Raw genomic sequence first — 13,695 nt, forward strand, 5'->3', positions numbered from 1 at the left:
GCTCTACCGCAAGTAGATAATGTCAGTGCAATTGCGACGTAACTACGTCGTTAGAGCTTGACCATGCGCTTGCCCCGGTTCTCACCGGCGAGCAATCCGATCAGCGCTTTCGGCGTGTTCTGCAATCCGTCGATGATGTCTTCCTGCACCTTCAGTCTGCCGGCCTTGACCCAGGCCTGAAGATCGGCGAGCGCGCGCGGGCTCTCCTTCATGTAATCCATCACGATGAAGCCCTGCATCACGAGCCGCTTCACCACGATCAGGCCGGGCACGCCGCGCGGGCCGTGTGCCGACGGTGCGCCATCATACTGCGAGATTGCACCGCAGCAGGCGATGCGGCCGTAATTGTTCATCTGCGGCAGGCAAGCTTCCAGAATATCGCCGCCGACATTGTCGAAATAGACGTCGATGCCCTTTGGCGCGGCCGCGCGCAGCGCCTTGAACACTGCGCCGTCCTTGTAGTCGACGGCGGCATCGAAGCCGAGCTCGGAGGTCAGCCAGTGGCACTTGTCGGCGCCGCCGGCGATGCCGATCACGCGACATCCCTTGATCTTGGCGATCTGTCCGACGATCGAGCCGACCGAGCCCGCCGCCGCCGATACCACGACCGTCTCGCCTTCCTTGGGCTTGCCAACCTCGAGCAGGCCGAAATAGGCGGTGAGGCCGGCGATGCCGAACACGCTCAGCAGATGCGTCATCGGTTCGAGCTTCGGCATTTTCGTCAAATGCTTTGCGGGCACTGCGGCGAATTCCTGCCAGCCGGTGTCGCCGAACACGATGTCGCCTGCCGCCAGCTCCGGCGCCTTCGAGCTGACGACCTCGGCAATGCCACCGCCGGCCATCACGCTGTTCGCCTCCACGGCCGAACGGTAGGTCGCGCCGTGCATCCAGGCGCGGTTGGCCGCATCGAGCGAGATGTAACGCACGCGCAGCAAGGCCTCGCCGTCCTTCGGTTCCGGCAACGAACTCTCGACCATCTTGAAGTGCTCGGGACCGAGCTTGCCGCTGGGCTTTTCCACCAAAAGAATTTGACGATTGCGGCTTCCACTCATGGCGTTCCTCCCTGATCGCTTGACGATTATTGATGCAGCTGTAGCCAAGAAAACGAGCAAGCCGCATTCGTTGTGCGCTGCATGAAGGCTAGATCTCCGCGTTCCGTTTCGCAACGGGAACATCCGGCTCGAGCAGCCGCACGCAAAGCGTGTTGCGTCGCTGTCATATCTGCGACATCATGAAGCGGCCGGTGTAGTTGGGGGTATTCAATGTCGAACAGGTTTACGCAATACATTCTGGCGGCGATGGTGCTCGGCATCATCATGGGCTCGGCGATCTTCAATTTCATGCCCGAGACGCGGGGCGACTGGGCCTCGTCCATCAACCTGATCGCCGTGATCTTCCTGCGCCTGATCAAGATGATCATCGCGCCGCTGGTATTTGCGACCCTGGTCGGCGGCATCGCCCATATGGGCTCGGGCTCGAAGCTCGGCCGCATCTTCGCCAAGACCATGGGCTGGTTCGTCAGCGCCTCCTTCGTCTCGCTGCTGCTCGGCCTCGTCATGGTCAACCTGCTGCAGCCCGGCGCGAACTTCCCCGGCACGCTGCCTGCGGCGGGGCAGTCGACCGGCCTGCCGGTCTCGGCCTTCTCGATCGAGAAATTCCTGACCCATCTGATCCCGACCTCGATCGCGGATGCGATGGCGCAGAACGAGATCCTTCAGATCGTGATCTTCGCGGTGTTCTTCTCGGTGGCGATGGGCGCCCTGCCGGAGCGCTCCAAGCAGATCCTGTCGTTGATCGACGATCTCGGCCACATCATGCTCAAGGTGACGAGCTATGTGATGCTGTTCGCGCCGTTCGCCGTCTGGGCCGCCATCACCGCGACCGTCGCCAAGAACGGCCTGCTGGTGCTCTGGAAGCTCATCGTGTTCATGGGCGGCTTCTACCTCTCGCTCTTCATCCTCTGGGGCATCCTGGTGGCCGTCGGCTTCATCGTGATCGGGCCGCGCTACAGCCAATTGCTCAGGCTGATCCGCGAGCCGCTGATGATCGCGTTCTCGACCGCGAGCTCGGAAGCCGCCTACCCGAAGACGCTCGAAGGCCTCAACCGCTTCGGCGCCTCGTCGCGGATCTCGAGCTTCGTGCTGCCGCTCGGCTATTCCTTCAATCTCGATGGCACGATGATGTACTGCACCTTCGCCAGCATCTTCATCGCGCAGACCTATCACATCGAGATGTCGCTCTCGACGCAGCTCGCGATGCTGGCGACGCTGATGATCACCTCGAAGGGCGTCGCCGGCGTGCCGCGCGCCTCCCTCGTGGTGATCGCATCGACGCTGTCGCAGTTCGGCATCCCCGAGGCAGGCCTGCTCATGATCATGGGCATCGACACCTTCCTCGACATGGGCCGCAGCGCCACCAACGTGATCGGCAACACGCTGGCGACCTCGGTCGTGGCGAAGTGGGAAGGCGAGCTCGGGCCCGAGCATGCGATGGGGCCGGGCGATGCCGTGCCGGGCGACATGGTGCCGGGCGAAGTGCCCGCGATGGCCGGCCACTGACGGGAGTACGTCATGCGCCCTTTGACGGCGATTTCGGGCGGCCTGTTGCTGGCAGCGTGTCTGCTGGCAACGCCTGCCTCGGCCCAGAGCGGCGGCAGTGAAGGGCTTAGCCCGACGCTGCTCGCCATCAAGAACGCGCACACCGTGCGGCTCGGCTACCGCGAAAGCTCGCCGCCGTTTTCGTTCCTCGACCAGTCGGGCCGGCCGATCGGCTACAGCCTCGAGCTCTGCGAGGCCATCGTCGAGGAGATCGGCGTCGAGGTCGACGATCCCAATCTGAAGATCGACTACGTCAAGGTCACCTCGGACGACCGCATCGACGCCGTGCTCCAGAACAAGATCGATCTGGAATGCGGCTCGACCACCGCCAATTCCGAGCGCGGCAAGCGCGTCGCCTTCTCGCCGCTGATGTTCGTCGCCGGCACCAAGCTGATGGTGCCGAAGGCGTCCAGCGTCCAGTCGCTGACCGATCTCAAGGGCAAGACCATCGTGGTGACGAAGGGCACCACCAACGAGCAGGCGATCCAGGCGGCTGACAAGAAGTTTTCGCTGGGGCTGAACATCGCCGTCGGCGCCGACCACGAGCAGTCGTACCAGATGCTGGTCGACGGCAAGGCCGACGCGTTCGCCACCGACGATATTCTGCTCTCGGGGCTGATCGTCCGCCACAAGGCGCAGGACAAGTTCCGCGTCACCGGCGACTATTTGTCTTACGACCCCTACGGCATCATGTTCCGCAAGGGCGAACCGCAATTGTCAGCGGTGGTGGATCGGACCTTCCGCAAGCTCGGCTCCAACCACGACCTCGTGCCGCTGTACAACAAGTGGTTCACCGCGCGGATGCCGACCGGCGAGCGGATGAACGTGCCGATCTCGCTGCAGCTCGAGGAAGCCTTCAAGGCGATGGACGATTCCGCCAGCGCGAATAATTAGGAGACGCTCTTCGGAGGGGCGTGCGCTGTAAATTCCGTCATCCTGAGGTGCGAAGCCCGCGATGCGAATGCATCGCGGGAGGAGCCTCGAAGGATGAACGGCCGCGCTGCTGCAGCCGGGCCGTCGCCCTTCGAGGGCCGCTGAAGAAGCGGCCACCTCAGGGTGACGGTGATGAACTAGTGTTCGCGGGGAGCTCCCCCAAACACCCGATCCAACGCCGCGTCATACGTCGCCTGCACCAGCTCCGGATGCAGCTTTGCCAGCGCTTCCATCATCACACCGGAATTGATCTCCAGCACGCGCCAGTCGCCGTCGACGCGCACCACGTCGATCGACGCGAAGGTGATGCCGATGGCGCTCGCGGCCTCGATCGCGAGTTTCACGCAAGCTGCGCGAGTCTCACCGTCCTCCAGCAGCACCGGCCTTGCGCCGGCATCGAGATTGTGGCGCCAGTCCGCGCCACGCTGCTTGCTGTAGACGACGCGGGGTTGATCATCGAGCAGGATCACGCGGACCTCGTCCTCGATCTCGATATAGGGCGAGATCACGAGCCCGGTGCTCATCGAAAAGACTTCGTCAGCCGCGCGGTCGAGCTCCGTCCCTGTCGCCACCCTGAAGACCGATCGTCCTGACGTCCCCTCGTTCGGCTTCACCACGACGCCTTGCGGATGGTCGTGAAGCAGCCCAAGCATGGCCTCGCGCCAGGCGGCATCAACGACATTCCTGCCGAGCTTCGGGTTGAGGAACAGGTGATGCGGAATGCAGGGCACGCCTTCAAGCGACAGCGCCTCCGATGTCGCCGATTTGTCGTTGGCGAGCCGATGTGCGATCGCGCTGTTGAGGCCGGTGTCGTAGCCGAAGGCGAAGCGGCGCATCCCGCCACGACGCATCGCGATCAGCCAGCCGCCCGCGCGGACGTCGACGGCGATGCCATGGCGCATGCCATAGCTCCTGATCGCCTGGACGAAGATCCGCTCGCCGCTTGCCGCCATCTGTTCAGTCGCCTGTCCGGATCATCGTTCCTGTCGCCAAAAGCCGCAAAAATGCGGGAAACGACGCCAGGCATGGGTGAAAGTCAGAGCTATTCTTAATGAAATTCTCGCGAGCAGGATGGAAATTAAGTGCTGCAATTGCGCCAGAAAGGGAAAAGAAATTGCCCTCCGTGCGCCCCGGACAGCAGATCCGTTAATGATGTGGCCATTTCCGCCGCAAATGCCGCTTTGACCGGCATCAATTGCATCCGGAACGAGGTTGATTATTGGTCTCAATGGCGTAGATCACACACGCGAAATCCTCCGCCATGGCAATGGTGTCCGCCCCGTTTTCAGGGCCGGGCAATGCTTTTGCCCTAAAACCGCAATTATTCGGAATATCGAAAATCATGAGCGCGTTTTACCGAGAGAAGGTTCTTTCCGTCCAGCACTGGACCGACACGCTGTTCAGCTTCCGCGCCACGCGCGATACCGGCTTCCGCTTCCAGAACGGCCAGTTCGCGATGATCGGCCTCGAGGTCGACGGCCGTCCGCTGCTGCGGGCCTACAGCATGGCCAGCGCCAATCACGAGGAAGAGCTCGAATTCTTCTCGATCAAGGTGCAGGACGGTCCGCTGACCTCGCGCCTGCAGAAGATCAAGGAAGGCGACACCATCCTGGTCGGCCGCAAGGCGACCGGCACGCTGATCACCGACAATCTCATTCCCGGCAAGCGGCTGATGCTGCTCTCGACCGGCACCGGGCTTGCGCCCTTCGCCAGCCTGATCAAGGACCCCGAGGTCTATGAGCAGTTCGAGAGCATCGTGCTGGTGCACGGCTGCCGCCAGGTCTCCGAGCTCGCCTATGGCGAGAAGCTCGTCGCGAGCCTGCGCGAGGACGAGCTGTTCGGCGAGCTGCTCGCGGACAAGCTGATCTATTATCCGACCGTGACCCGCGAACCGTTCCGCAACCGCGGCCGTATCACCGACCTCATCAGCTCCGAGCAGATCTTCAACGACATCGGCCAGGGCCCGCTCGACATCGCAACCGACCGCATCATGATGTGCGGCAGCCCGGCGATGCTCGAAGAACTGAAGGTGATGTTCGAAGGCCGCGATTTCATCGAAGGCTCCGGCAACAAGCCCGGCCATTTCGTGATCGAGAAGGCATTCGTCGAGCGCTGATTGGCGTAAGCACAGCTGTCGTCCCGGCGAACACCGGGACCCATACCGCGGAATCTATCGATTGCGGATGGTAGGCGTACCGAACGACTAGTCTTCATCAAACTACTCCCTGGGGTTATGGGTCCCGGCGTTCGCCGGGACGACGTGTGATTGGAATCTCACCTCACACTCGCCGGCTGCCGCCACTCCCCCTCACCATCCTCCCCCGACTTTGTTATTGGCGTCGCCCGCGTGCGCCTTGTTATAAGCTCGCGTCAAAATCTCGCAGCGATGTTGCGATGCGAGAAGTGGGGGAGCTGCGCACGCCTTGTCAGCGATCGACCATGGTCGTCCGCCGAGACCGACTGCCTATGTGCTGGCGGGCGGCGGCAGTTTCGGGGCGATCCAGGTCGGCATGATGCATGCGCTGGCCAAGCACGGGGTCGTCGCCGACCTCGTGGTCGGATCAAGCGTCGGCGCGATCAACGGCGCCTATTATGCCGGCGATCCCTCGCTCAAGGGCGTGCTCGGGCTGGAAGCGATCTGGCGCAGCCTGAAACGGCAAGACGTCTTCCCGGTCACATGGCGAACGCTGCTCGGCTTCATGTGGCGGCGGGACTTCCTGATTCCGCATGACGGCATCCGCAAGCTGATCGAGGATCATCTGCCCTATCGCAATGTGCAGGAGGCCCAGCTGCCCCTGCACATCGTCACCACCGATTTCGTCTCCGGCGAGAGCGTGGTGCTGTCGGATGGCCCGGTGGTCGAGGCGATCCTGGCGTCGACCGCGATCCCCGGCGCCTTTACGCCGGTCCACTACCGGAACCTCTTCCTTGCCGACGGTGCGATCTCCTCGAATACGCCGGTCCGGATTGCGGTGAAGATGGGCGCAAAGCGGTTGATCGTGCTGCCGGCCGGGCATGCCTGTGCGGTCGAAACGCCTCCCGTCGGTGCGGTCGCCAATGCCCTGCATGCGCTGACGCTGCTGACCGCGCGGCAGTTGGTGGCCGAGCTCGAAGCACTCTCCCCCGATATCGAATATGTCGTGGTGCCGCCGCTGTGCCCGATGGTCGGATCACCCTACGATTTCTCGCGCACAGGCGAACATATCGATCGCGCGATCGAAGCGACCGGCGAATGGCTGGCGCGGGGCGGCCTCGAACGGCACGGTGTGATCCCGCACGAGGCGCAGCTGCACGGCCATTGAATTGGTCACTGATTTGTCATGTGATTGAATCTATTGCAGTGCGAAAGCTGCCCGTCCGGACGGATTGATCTGAAGCGTGCGGATTCGGTAGCCTCAAGACAGGTCCGCGTCATATCCATAGACGCGGCGCGGGCGTATCATACCCCGTCATGCTGACGAGAGGACGTGGTCGTGGCCAACGAGAACAAGACGCAAGCTTCGTCCGAAGGGCTGATGGAAACCCTGCTGCTTCCATTTTCGCCACGCTTCATCATCCTGACGATCTGCGCGGTCGTCACTGCGCTGCTGATCGGCATCGGCATCGCTGACCGCAAGATCTTCGACATCCTCTTGATCCCGATCTGCATCTTCGGCGCCCTGACGCTGCTCGGCGTCCGCGATCTCATGCAGAAAGGTCACGCGGTCCTGCGCAACTACCCGATCTCGGCGCATATCCGCTTCCTGCTCGAAGAGATCAGGCCGGAGATGCGGCAGTATTTCTTCGAGAGCGAGAAGGACGGCATGCCGTTCTCGCGCGACATCCGCGCGGTGGTTTATCAACGCGCCAAGATGCAGCTCGACAAGCGTCCGTTCGGCACCCAGGAGGATGTCTATCGCGAGGGCTATGAGTGGATGCATCATTCGGTGTCGCCGAAGGCGCATGCCGAGGAGAAGTTTCGCGTCACCATCGGCGGGCCGGATTGCGCAAAGCCCTATTCGGCCTCGGTGTTCAACATCTCGGCGATGAGTTTTGGCGCGCTCAGCCCCAACGCCGTGCGCGCGCTCAATGCCGGTGCCAAGAAGGGCGGGTTCGCCCACGACACCGGTGAAGGCGGCTTCAGCCCCTATCACGCCGAGATGGGCGGCGACATCATCTGGGAAATCGGCTCCGGCTATTTCGGCTGCCGTCATCTCGACGGCACCTTCGATCCCGAGGCGTTCGCGCGTGTCGCCGGCCAGGACCAGATCAAGATGGTCGAGCTCAAGATCAGCCAGGGCGCCAAGCCCGGCCATGGCGGCGTGCTGCCGGCGGCGAAGGTCTCGGAGGAGATCTCGAAAATCCGCGGCGTCTCGATGGGCGAGGATTGCATCTCGCCGGCCTCGCATCGCGCCTTCTCCACGCCTGTCGGCATGATGCAGTTCATCGCCGAGATGCGACGACTCTCCGGCGGCAAGCCGGCCGGCTTCAAGCTCTGTATCGGCCATCCCTGGGAGTTTCTGGCGATCTGCAAGGCGATGCTGGAGACCGGCATCTATCCCGATTTCATCGTGGTCGACGGCAACGAGGGCGGTACCGGCGCCGCGCCGCTGGAGTTCATGGACCATCTGGGCATGCCGATGCGCGAGGGCGTCAACTTCGTCCATAACGCGCTGGTCGGGATCAATGCCCGCGACCGCATCAAGATTGGTGCGTCCGGCAAGATCGCCACCGCCTTCGACATGGCGCGGGCGATGGCGATCGGCGCCGACTGGTGCAACTCGGCGCGCGGCTTCATGTTCTCGCTCGGCTGCATCCAGTCGCTGAGCTGTCACACCGATCGATGCCCGACCGGCGTTGCGACGCAGGATCCGACGCGAGCGCGCGCGCTTTACGTGCCGCTCAAGATCGACCGCGTGCACAATTATCACCACGCGACGCTGCACTCGCTGACCGAGCTGATCGCCGCGGCCGGCCTGACCCATCCGCAGGAACTGCGCCCGGTCCATTTCAGCCAGCGGACCTCGACGACCCATGTGCAATCCTTCGCGCAGCTTTATCCGCCGCTGCGCCCGGGTGAACTGCTCGAAGGCACGGAAGACCCGCGGTTCCGAGACGCCTGGCGGATGGCACAGGCGGCATCATTCCAGCCGGCGCTGTGAGGCGGCAGCCCACCGCATGATACCGCCGCGGCCTGCCGCGGCGTAAATTCGTCGCGAAAAGGTTGTATCTTAACCTTTGTGTCAGCTTCGGGTGTAAATTGGCCCGATGGACGAAGAACGGCGCGACAAGGCCAGGCACCGCGTATTGAAGGCCGGAACCATCGAGTTCGGCGGCGGCGCGATCGACTGCACCGTCCGCAATTTCTCCGACACCGGCGCCGCCCTCGACGTCACCAGCCCGGTCGGCATTCCCGAGCAGTTTACCCTGTCGATCAAGGCAGATGGCGCGCATCTCGCCTGCACCGTGGTGTGGCGCAAGGAAAAGCGGATCGGGGTGAGGTTCGGGTGAGGAATGTGGCGTAAGCTCGCCCAGCAAATTCAGGTGTCGTCCCGGCGAAGGCCGGGACCCATAACCCCAGGATTAGGTTTGGTGAAGACTGTCAGTTGCGCGGTACTGCTACCTGCGCACTATCGATAAATCACGCGGTATGGGTCCCGGCCTTCGCCGGGACGACAGCTGAGATCGGTGCTCACCCCGTCTCGACTTCACCCAGCCGGCTCGCCAGGATCTTGTCGATCCTCCTGCCGTCGAGATCGACCACCTCGATATGCCAGCCACTGAGATCGAAGGCGTCGCCGACATTGGGCAGCACGTTGAATTGCTGCAGCACCAGTCCGGCCACGGTGTTGTAGCGATGATGCGGCGGCAGCTCGATGCTGAGGAGTTCGCCGAACTCGTCGACCGGCATCCAGCCCGAGACGAGCAGTGATGAGTCGGCGCGCCTGACATAAGCCGGCTCCGGCGGGCCTTCCTCGGAATGGAAGGCGCCGACGATCGACTCCAGGATATCGGCGGCGGTGACCACGCCTTCAAAGGCGCCGTATTCGTCATAGACGAACCCGACGTGAACCGGCGCAGCCCTCAGGATTGCCAGCACATCGCGGGCATCGGCCGACGCGGGAATGCTCGGCGCTTCGCGGACAAGCGCCCGCAGATCCGGCGTGCGCTCGTTCATGTACGCGACCAGCAGGTCCTTCGCCTGGAGCACGCCGATCGGTGCGTCGCGATCGCCGTCGGAGACGGGAAAGCGCGAATGCGGGCTCTTTGCGATCAGCGCCTGGATCGCTGCCTGATCGTCGTTGAGGTCGATCTCGTCGACCTCGGTGCGCGGCGTCATCACGGCGCCGACCGGGCGGTCGCCGAGCCGCATCACGCCGGCGATCATCTCCTTTTCGCCGGGCTCGAGCACGCCTGCGCTCTCGGCCTCGTTGACGAGGTGATGGATCTCGTCCTCCGACACCTTCTCCTCGGCCTTGCCGCCGCGGCCGAGCAGCGTGAGGATCAGCTTGCCGGAGAGGTCGAGCAGAAACACCAACGGCAGCGAGACCCGTGCCAGCACATGCATCGCGGGCGCGACCTTGACCGCGATGCTTTCGGGATCGCGCAGCGCGACCTGCTTCGGCACCAGCTCGCCGACAATCAGGGTCGCATAGGTGATGATCGTGACGACGATGCCGACGCCGACGATGTCGGCAATGCCCGAGGACAGGCCGAGCTCGACCAGCCATTGCGTCAGCCGCTGCCCGAGCGTTGCGCCGGAGAACGCGCCCGAGAGCACACCGACCAGCGTGATGCCGATCTGCACCGTCGAGAGGAACTTTCCGGGATCGGCGGCCAGCATCAGCGCGCGCTCGGCGCCGCGCACGCCCTTGGCGGCCAGCAGCGACAGCCGCGCGGGGCGCGACGAGACCACGGCGAGCTCGGACATGGACAACAGGCCGTTGATGACGATCAGGACGACGACGATGATGAGTTCGACAGACAACATTGTGCGCAAGGGGGAGGGACAATCAGCCCGGCGGTCGCCGGGCCAAGTCCTTTATATATGAAAGCGATGCGCGCTTTGCCCGGTTCCGACCAAATTGTCGCAGGCGAAGTTCAGGTGCTTTCGCCGGGATTTTCCAGGCTGAACGTCTCCGACTGCTCGTCATAGGCGAACAGCTCGGCATAACGGCCCCAGGACACGACGGTCTTCAGCGTCTCGTCGGCATAGTCTTCGGACATGTAGTCTTCGAGCTCGTTGCGGAACCGTGCCGCGGGCGCGGTGTGCGAGGGCCGCTCGTCGAGCACGCGACGGATCAATCCCATCACCGGAACGTATGTGACGAGGTGCTCGGCGAACAGCTTCTTGCGCGCGTCGGTCTCGAGATGGGCAAAACGCTTGCCCGCGTCGGTGAGCACGAGGTCGCCTTCGCTCAAATGGGCGAACCGCAACAGTTGCAGCGATTCGCCGAGATGAAGGATTTCGTCGGCCTCGAGCTGAAGCTGGCCGGCGAGCACCGGCAGGTCCGCATGTCCGTTGTAGGGCGCGCCCGCCAGCGTCTCGATCAGGCCGGACAGCACGTTGGACGATACATGGTGCAGGGTCATGCCGACGCCGGAACCGGGAATGCCTTCGATCGCGGGCACCTTGGGCTCCGCACGCTGCGTCATGCGCGCGTAGATGCTGTCGACGAGCTGGCGGAAATGCGGATCGAGCCGATTGCGTGGATGTGCCAGCTCGACCTTGATCTCGACGGCGACCCGCCCCGGATTCGACGAGAATACCAGGATGCGATCGCACATCAGGACGGCCTCCTCGATATTGTGTGTCACCATCAGGATCGATTTGATCGGCAGCCGGCCTTCGACCCAGAGATCGATCAGGTCGGTTCGCAGTGTCTCGGCGGTGAGCACGTCGAGCGCCGAGAACGGCTCGTCCATCAGGAGCAAGTCCGGATGCACGACCAGCGCGCGGGCGAAGCCGACACGCTGGCGCATGCCGCCCGACAATTCCTTGGGAAAGGCCGACTCGAATCCGTCGAGGCCGATCAGGTCGATCGCGGCGAGCGCGCGCTTGCGCCGCTCGGCGGCATCGACGCCCAGTGCCTCCAGTCCGAGCTCGACGTTTTGCAGCACCGTCAGCCAGGGAAACAGCGCGAACGACTGGAAGACCATGGCGACGCCGTTCGGCGGTCCCGCGATGACCTCGCCGCGGCAGGTCGCCTGTCCCGTGGACGGTGCGACCAGACCGGCGATGATCCGCAGCAGCGTGGATTTGCCGGAGCCGGAGCGGCCGAGCAACCCGACGATCTCGCCGGAGCGGATCGTCAGGTCGACGTTCTCCAGCACCAGCAACTGCTCGCCGCTGCCCTTCGGAAAGGACCGGCAGACACCGCGGATATCGATGAGCGCAGGGGGGTGATCGAGCATGATGGTCTCCTCGTCAGCCGAGCCGCAGGCGGCGCTCGTCGAAGGCGTAGAGCGGTCGCCAGACCAGACGATTGAACAGCGTCACCAGGATGCACATCGTGGCGATTCCGAGAACGACACGCGGGAAGTCACCCGCTTCGGTCGCAGCCGCGATATAGGCACCGAGCCCGGTGGCGTTCAGATGGGTGTCGCCCCAGCTGGCGACCTCGGCGACGATCGAGGCGTTCCAGGACCCGCCGGACGCCGTGATCGCACCGGTGACGTAATAAGGGAAGATGCCCGACAGGATCACCTTGAACCACCACCGCCATCCGCCGAGATGAAGGCTGCTCGCCGCTTCGCGCAGATCACTCGGAAAGGCGCTGGCCCCGGCGATGACGTTGAACAGGATGTACCATTGCGTGCCGAGGATCATCAGCGGGCTGAGCCAGATATTTGGGTCGAGCTTGAAGCTGACGATGGCGACGACGAAGACCGGAAAGGCGAGATTGGCTGGAAACGCCGCGAGAAACTGAGCCAGCGGTTGGATGCGTTCGGCCAGTTTTGGACGCAAGCCGATCCAGACACCGATCGGCACCCAGATCAGGGTCGCAAGGCTGATCAGGACGATGACGCGCAGGAAGGTGACCAGCCCGTCGCGGATCGCAACGAGCACGTCGCTCAGGCCGAGGCTGGCGGAGAGATAGCGGTAGGTCAGCCACGCGGCGTAGGCCGTGCCTGCGAGGACGACAGCAAGCCAGAGGCCGTCGATCAGCCGCGACGGCGCGTCTCTGCTCTTTGTCGGCGCCCCCAGCTTGGGGAGCGGAATGCGCAAATTCGAGACCGCGCGATTGATGCTGGAGAAGGGCAGCGTCACGGCCCGCAGGGCGCGGGTCCGGCGAAACAGGTCGAGCATCCAGGAGGTGGGTGACTCACCGGACGCCGTCTGTTCGAAGCGGAACTTGTCGGCCCAGGCAATGATGGGCCGGAACAGCAATTGGTCATAGGCGATGATGACGAGCAGCATCGCCAGGATGGCGTAGAAGGTCGCCGGCAGATCGCGCTGCTGGATCGCCAGCGCGACGTAGGATCCGACGCCCGGCAGCGTTACGGTGGTGTTGCCGACGGTGATCGCTTCCGACGCGACCACGAAAAACCAGCCGCCCGACATCGACATCATCGCGTTCCAGATCAGTCCCGGCATTGCGAAGGGCACGTCGAGGCGCCAGAATCGCTGCCACCCGGACAGATGAAAGCTCTGCGTTGCCTCTTCCAGGTCCTTCGGCACGTTGCGCATCGACTGGTACATGCTGAACGTCATGTTCCAGGCCTGGCTCGTGAAAATCGCAAACACCGAAGCCAGTTCGGCACCGAGCACCTGGCTTGGAAACAGATTCATGAAGAAGACGACCGTGAAGGTCAGGAAGCCCAGGATCGGCACGGACTGGAGGATGTCCAGGACCGGGATCATGACCATCTCCGCACGTCGGCTCTTGGCGGCGATCGCAGCGTAGACGAAGGTGAAGATCGTCGAGCAAACGATCGCAAGCAGCATTCGCAGGACTGTGCGCAGCGCATAGAGCGGCAGGTTGACCGGATCGAGCGAGACCGGTGAGCGCTCCAGCTCCGACAATGGCGCGACGGTCTGCTCGCCGCCATAGACGATCAGCACCATGGCGCCGATCACGAGGATCAGCGCGACGACATCCCAGACATTGGGGCGCAGCGCCCGGCCGATCGCGACCGTGCGAATATCTCTCGGCTTCATGGGCCTGCCTTTTGGGCAAGAATC

General features: G+C 63.4%; 11 protein-coding genes. 6 read left to right on the forward strand and 5 right to left on the reverse strand.

What is annotated here, in order from left to right:
* Positions 1 to 50 precede the first annotated feature (50 nt).
* Positions 51 to 1,052, reverse strand: a complete 1,002-nt coding sequence (locus tag NLM31_RS03520) for an NADP-dependent oxidoreductase (RefSeq protein WP_254127931.1) — start codon at positions 1,050 to 1,052, stop codon at positions 51 to 53.
* A gap of 210 nt (positions 1,053 to 1,262) precedes the next feature.
* Between NLM31_RS03520 and NLM31_RS03525 the strand changes: the two genes are divergently transcribed.
* The gene (locus NLM31_RS03525; RefSeq protein ID WP_254127932.1) at positions 1,263 to 2,558 is read left to right on the forward strand and encodes a dicarboxylate/amino acid:cation symporter; all 1,296 of its coding nucleotides are present in this window, start codon (positions 1,263 to 1,265) and stop codon (positions 2,556 to 2,558) included.
* Between the two features lie 12 nt (positions 2,559 to 2,570).
* The gene (locus NLM31_RS03530) at positions 2,571 to 3,491 is read left to right on the forward strand and encodes an amino acid ABC transporter substrate-binding protein (RefSeq protein WP_254127933.1); all 921 of its coding nucleotides are present in this window, start codon (positions 2,571 to 2,573) and stop codon (positions 3,489 to 3,491) included.
* A 176-nt stretch (positions 3,492 to 3,667) separates the two neighbouring features.
* Here NLM31_RS03530 and NLM31_RS03535 read toward each other — a convergent pair whose 3' ends face one another.
* Positions 3,668 to 4,483: a RimK family alpha-L-glutamate ligase gene (locus NLM31_RS03535; RefSeq protein ID WP_254191476.1), complete on the reverse strand. Its 816-nt coding sequence runs from the start codon at positions 4,481 to 4,483 to the stop codon at positions 3,668 to 3,670.
* Positions 4,484 to 4,872: 389 nt separating this feature from the next.
* On the opposite strand from NLM31_RS03535, the gene NLM31_RS03540 reads away from it, so the two are divergent.
* From NLM31_RS03540 to NLM31_RS03555, 4 genes are all read left to right on the forward strand, one after another.
* Complete coding sequence (locus NLM31_RS03540) at positions 4,873 to 5,646, forward strand: ferredoxin--NADP reductase (protein ID WP_254191477.1); 774 nt, start codon at positions 4,873 to 4,875, stop codon at positions 5,644 to 5,646.
* A 307-nt stretch (positions 5,647 to 5,953) separates the two neighbouring features.
* Positions 5,954 to 6,832, forward strand: a complete 879-nt coding sequence (locus tag NLM31_RS03545; protein WP_254191478.1) for a patatin-like phospholipase family protein — start codon at positions 5,954 to 5,956, stop codon at positions 6,830 to 6,832.
* Positions 6,833 to 7,045: 213 nt separating this feature from the next.
* Entirely contained in the window at positions 7,046 to 8,671 is a 1,626-nt protein-coding gene (locus NLM31_RS03550; protein ID WP_254196127.1) for an FMN-binding glutamate synthase family protein, read from the forward strand.
* Between the two features lie 106 nt (positions 8,672 to 8,777).
* A complete protein-coding gene (locus NLM31_RS03555; protein WP_254127937.1) occupies positions 8,778 to 9,020 on the forward strand; it encodes a PilZ domain-containing protein in 243 nt (80 codons plus the stop codon).
* 181 nt (positions 9,021 to 9,201) lie between these two features.
* Here NLM31_RS03555 and NLM31_RS03560 read toward each other — a convergent pair whose 3' ends face one another.
* The 3 genes from NLM31_RS03560 to NLM31_RS03570 all read right to left on the reverse strand — a co-directional run bounded on the left by NLM31_RS03560 (position 9,202) and on the right by NLM31_RS03570 (position 13,671).
* The gene (locus tag NLM31_RS03560; protein ID WP_254191479.1) at positions 9,202 to 10,500 is read right to left on the reverse strand and encodes a hemolysin family protein; all 1,299 of its coding nucleotides are present in this window, start codon (positions 10,498 to 10,500) and stop codon (positions 9,202 to 9,204) included.
* Positions 10,501 to 10,610: 110 nt separating this feature from the next.
* Positions 10,611 to 11,924, reverse strand: a complete 1,314-nt coding sequence (locus tag NLM31_RS03565) for an AAA-associated domain-containing protein (RefSeq protein WP_254191480.1) — start codon at positions 11,922 to 11,924, stop codon at positions 10,611 to 10,613.
* A gap of 13 nt (positions 11,925 to 11,937) precedes the next feature.
* Entirely contained in the window at positions 11,938 to 13,671 is a 1,734-nt protein-coding gene (locus tag NLM31_RS03570; protein ID WP_254191481.1) for an ABC transporter permease subunit, read from the reverse strand.
* Positions 13,672 to 13,695 lie beyond the last annotated feature (24 nt).

Origin of the sequence: Bradyrhizobium sp. CCGUVB4N, from assembly GCF_024199945.1 — a bacterium.
Taxonomy (GTDB): Bacteria; Pseudomonadota; Alphaproteobacteria; order Rhizobiales; family Xanthobacteraceae; genus Bradyrhizobium.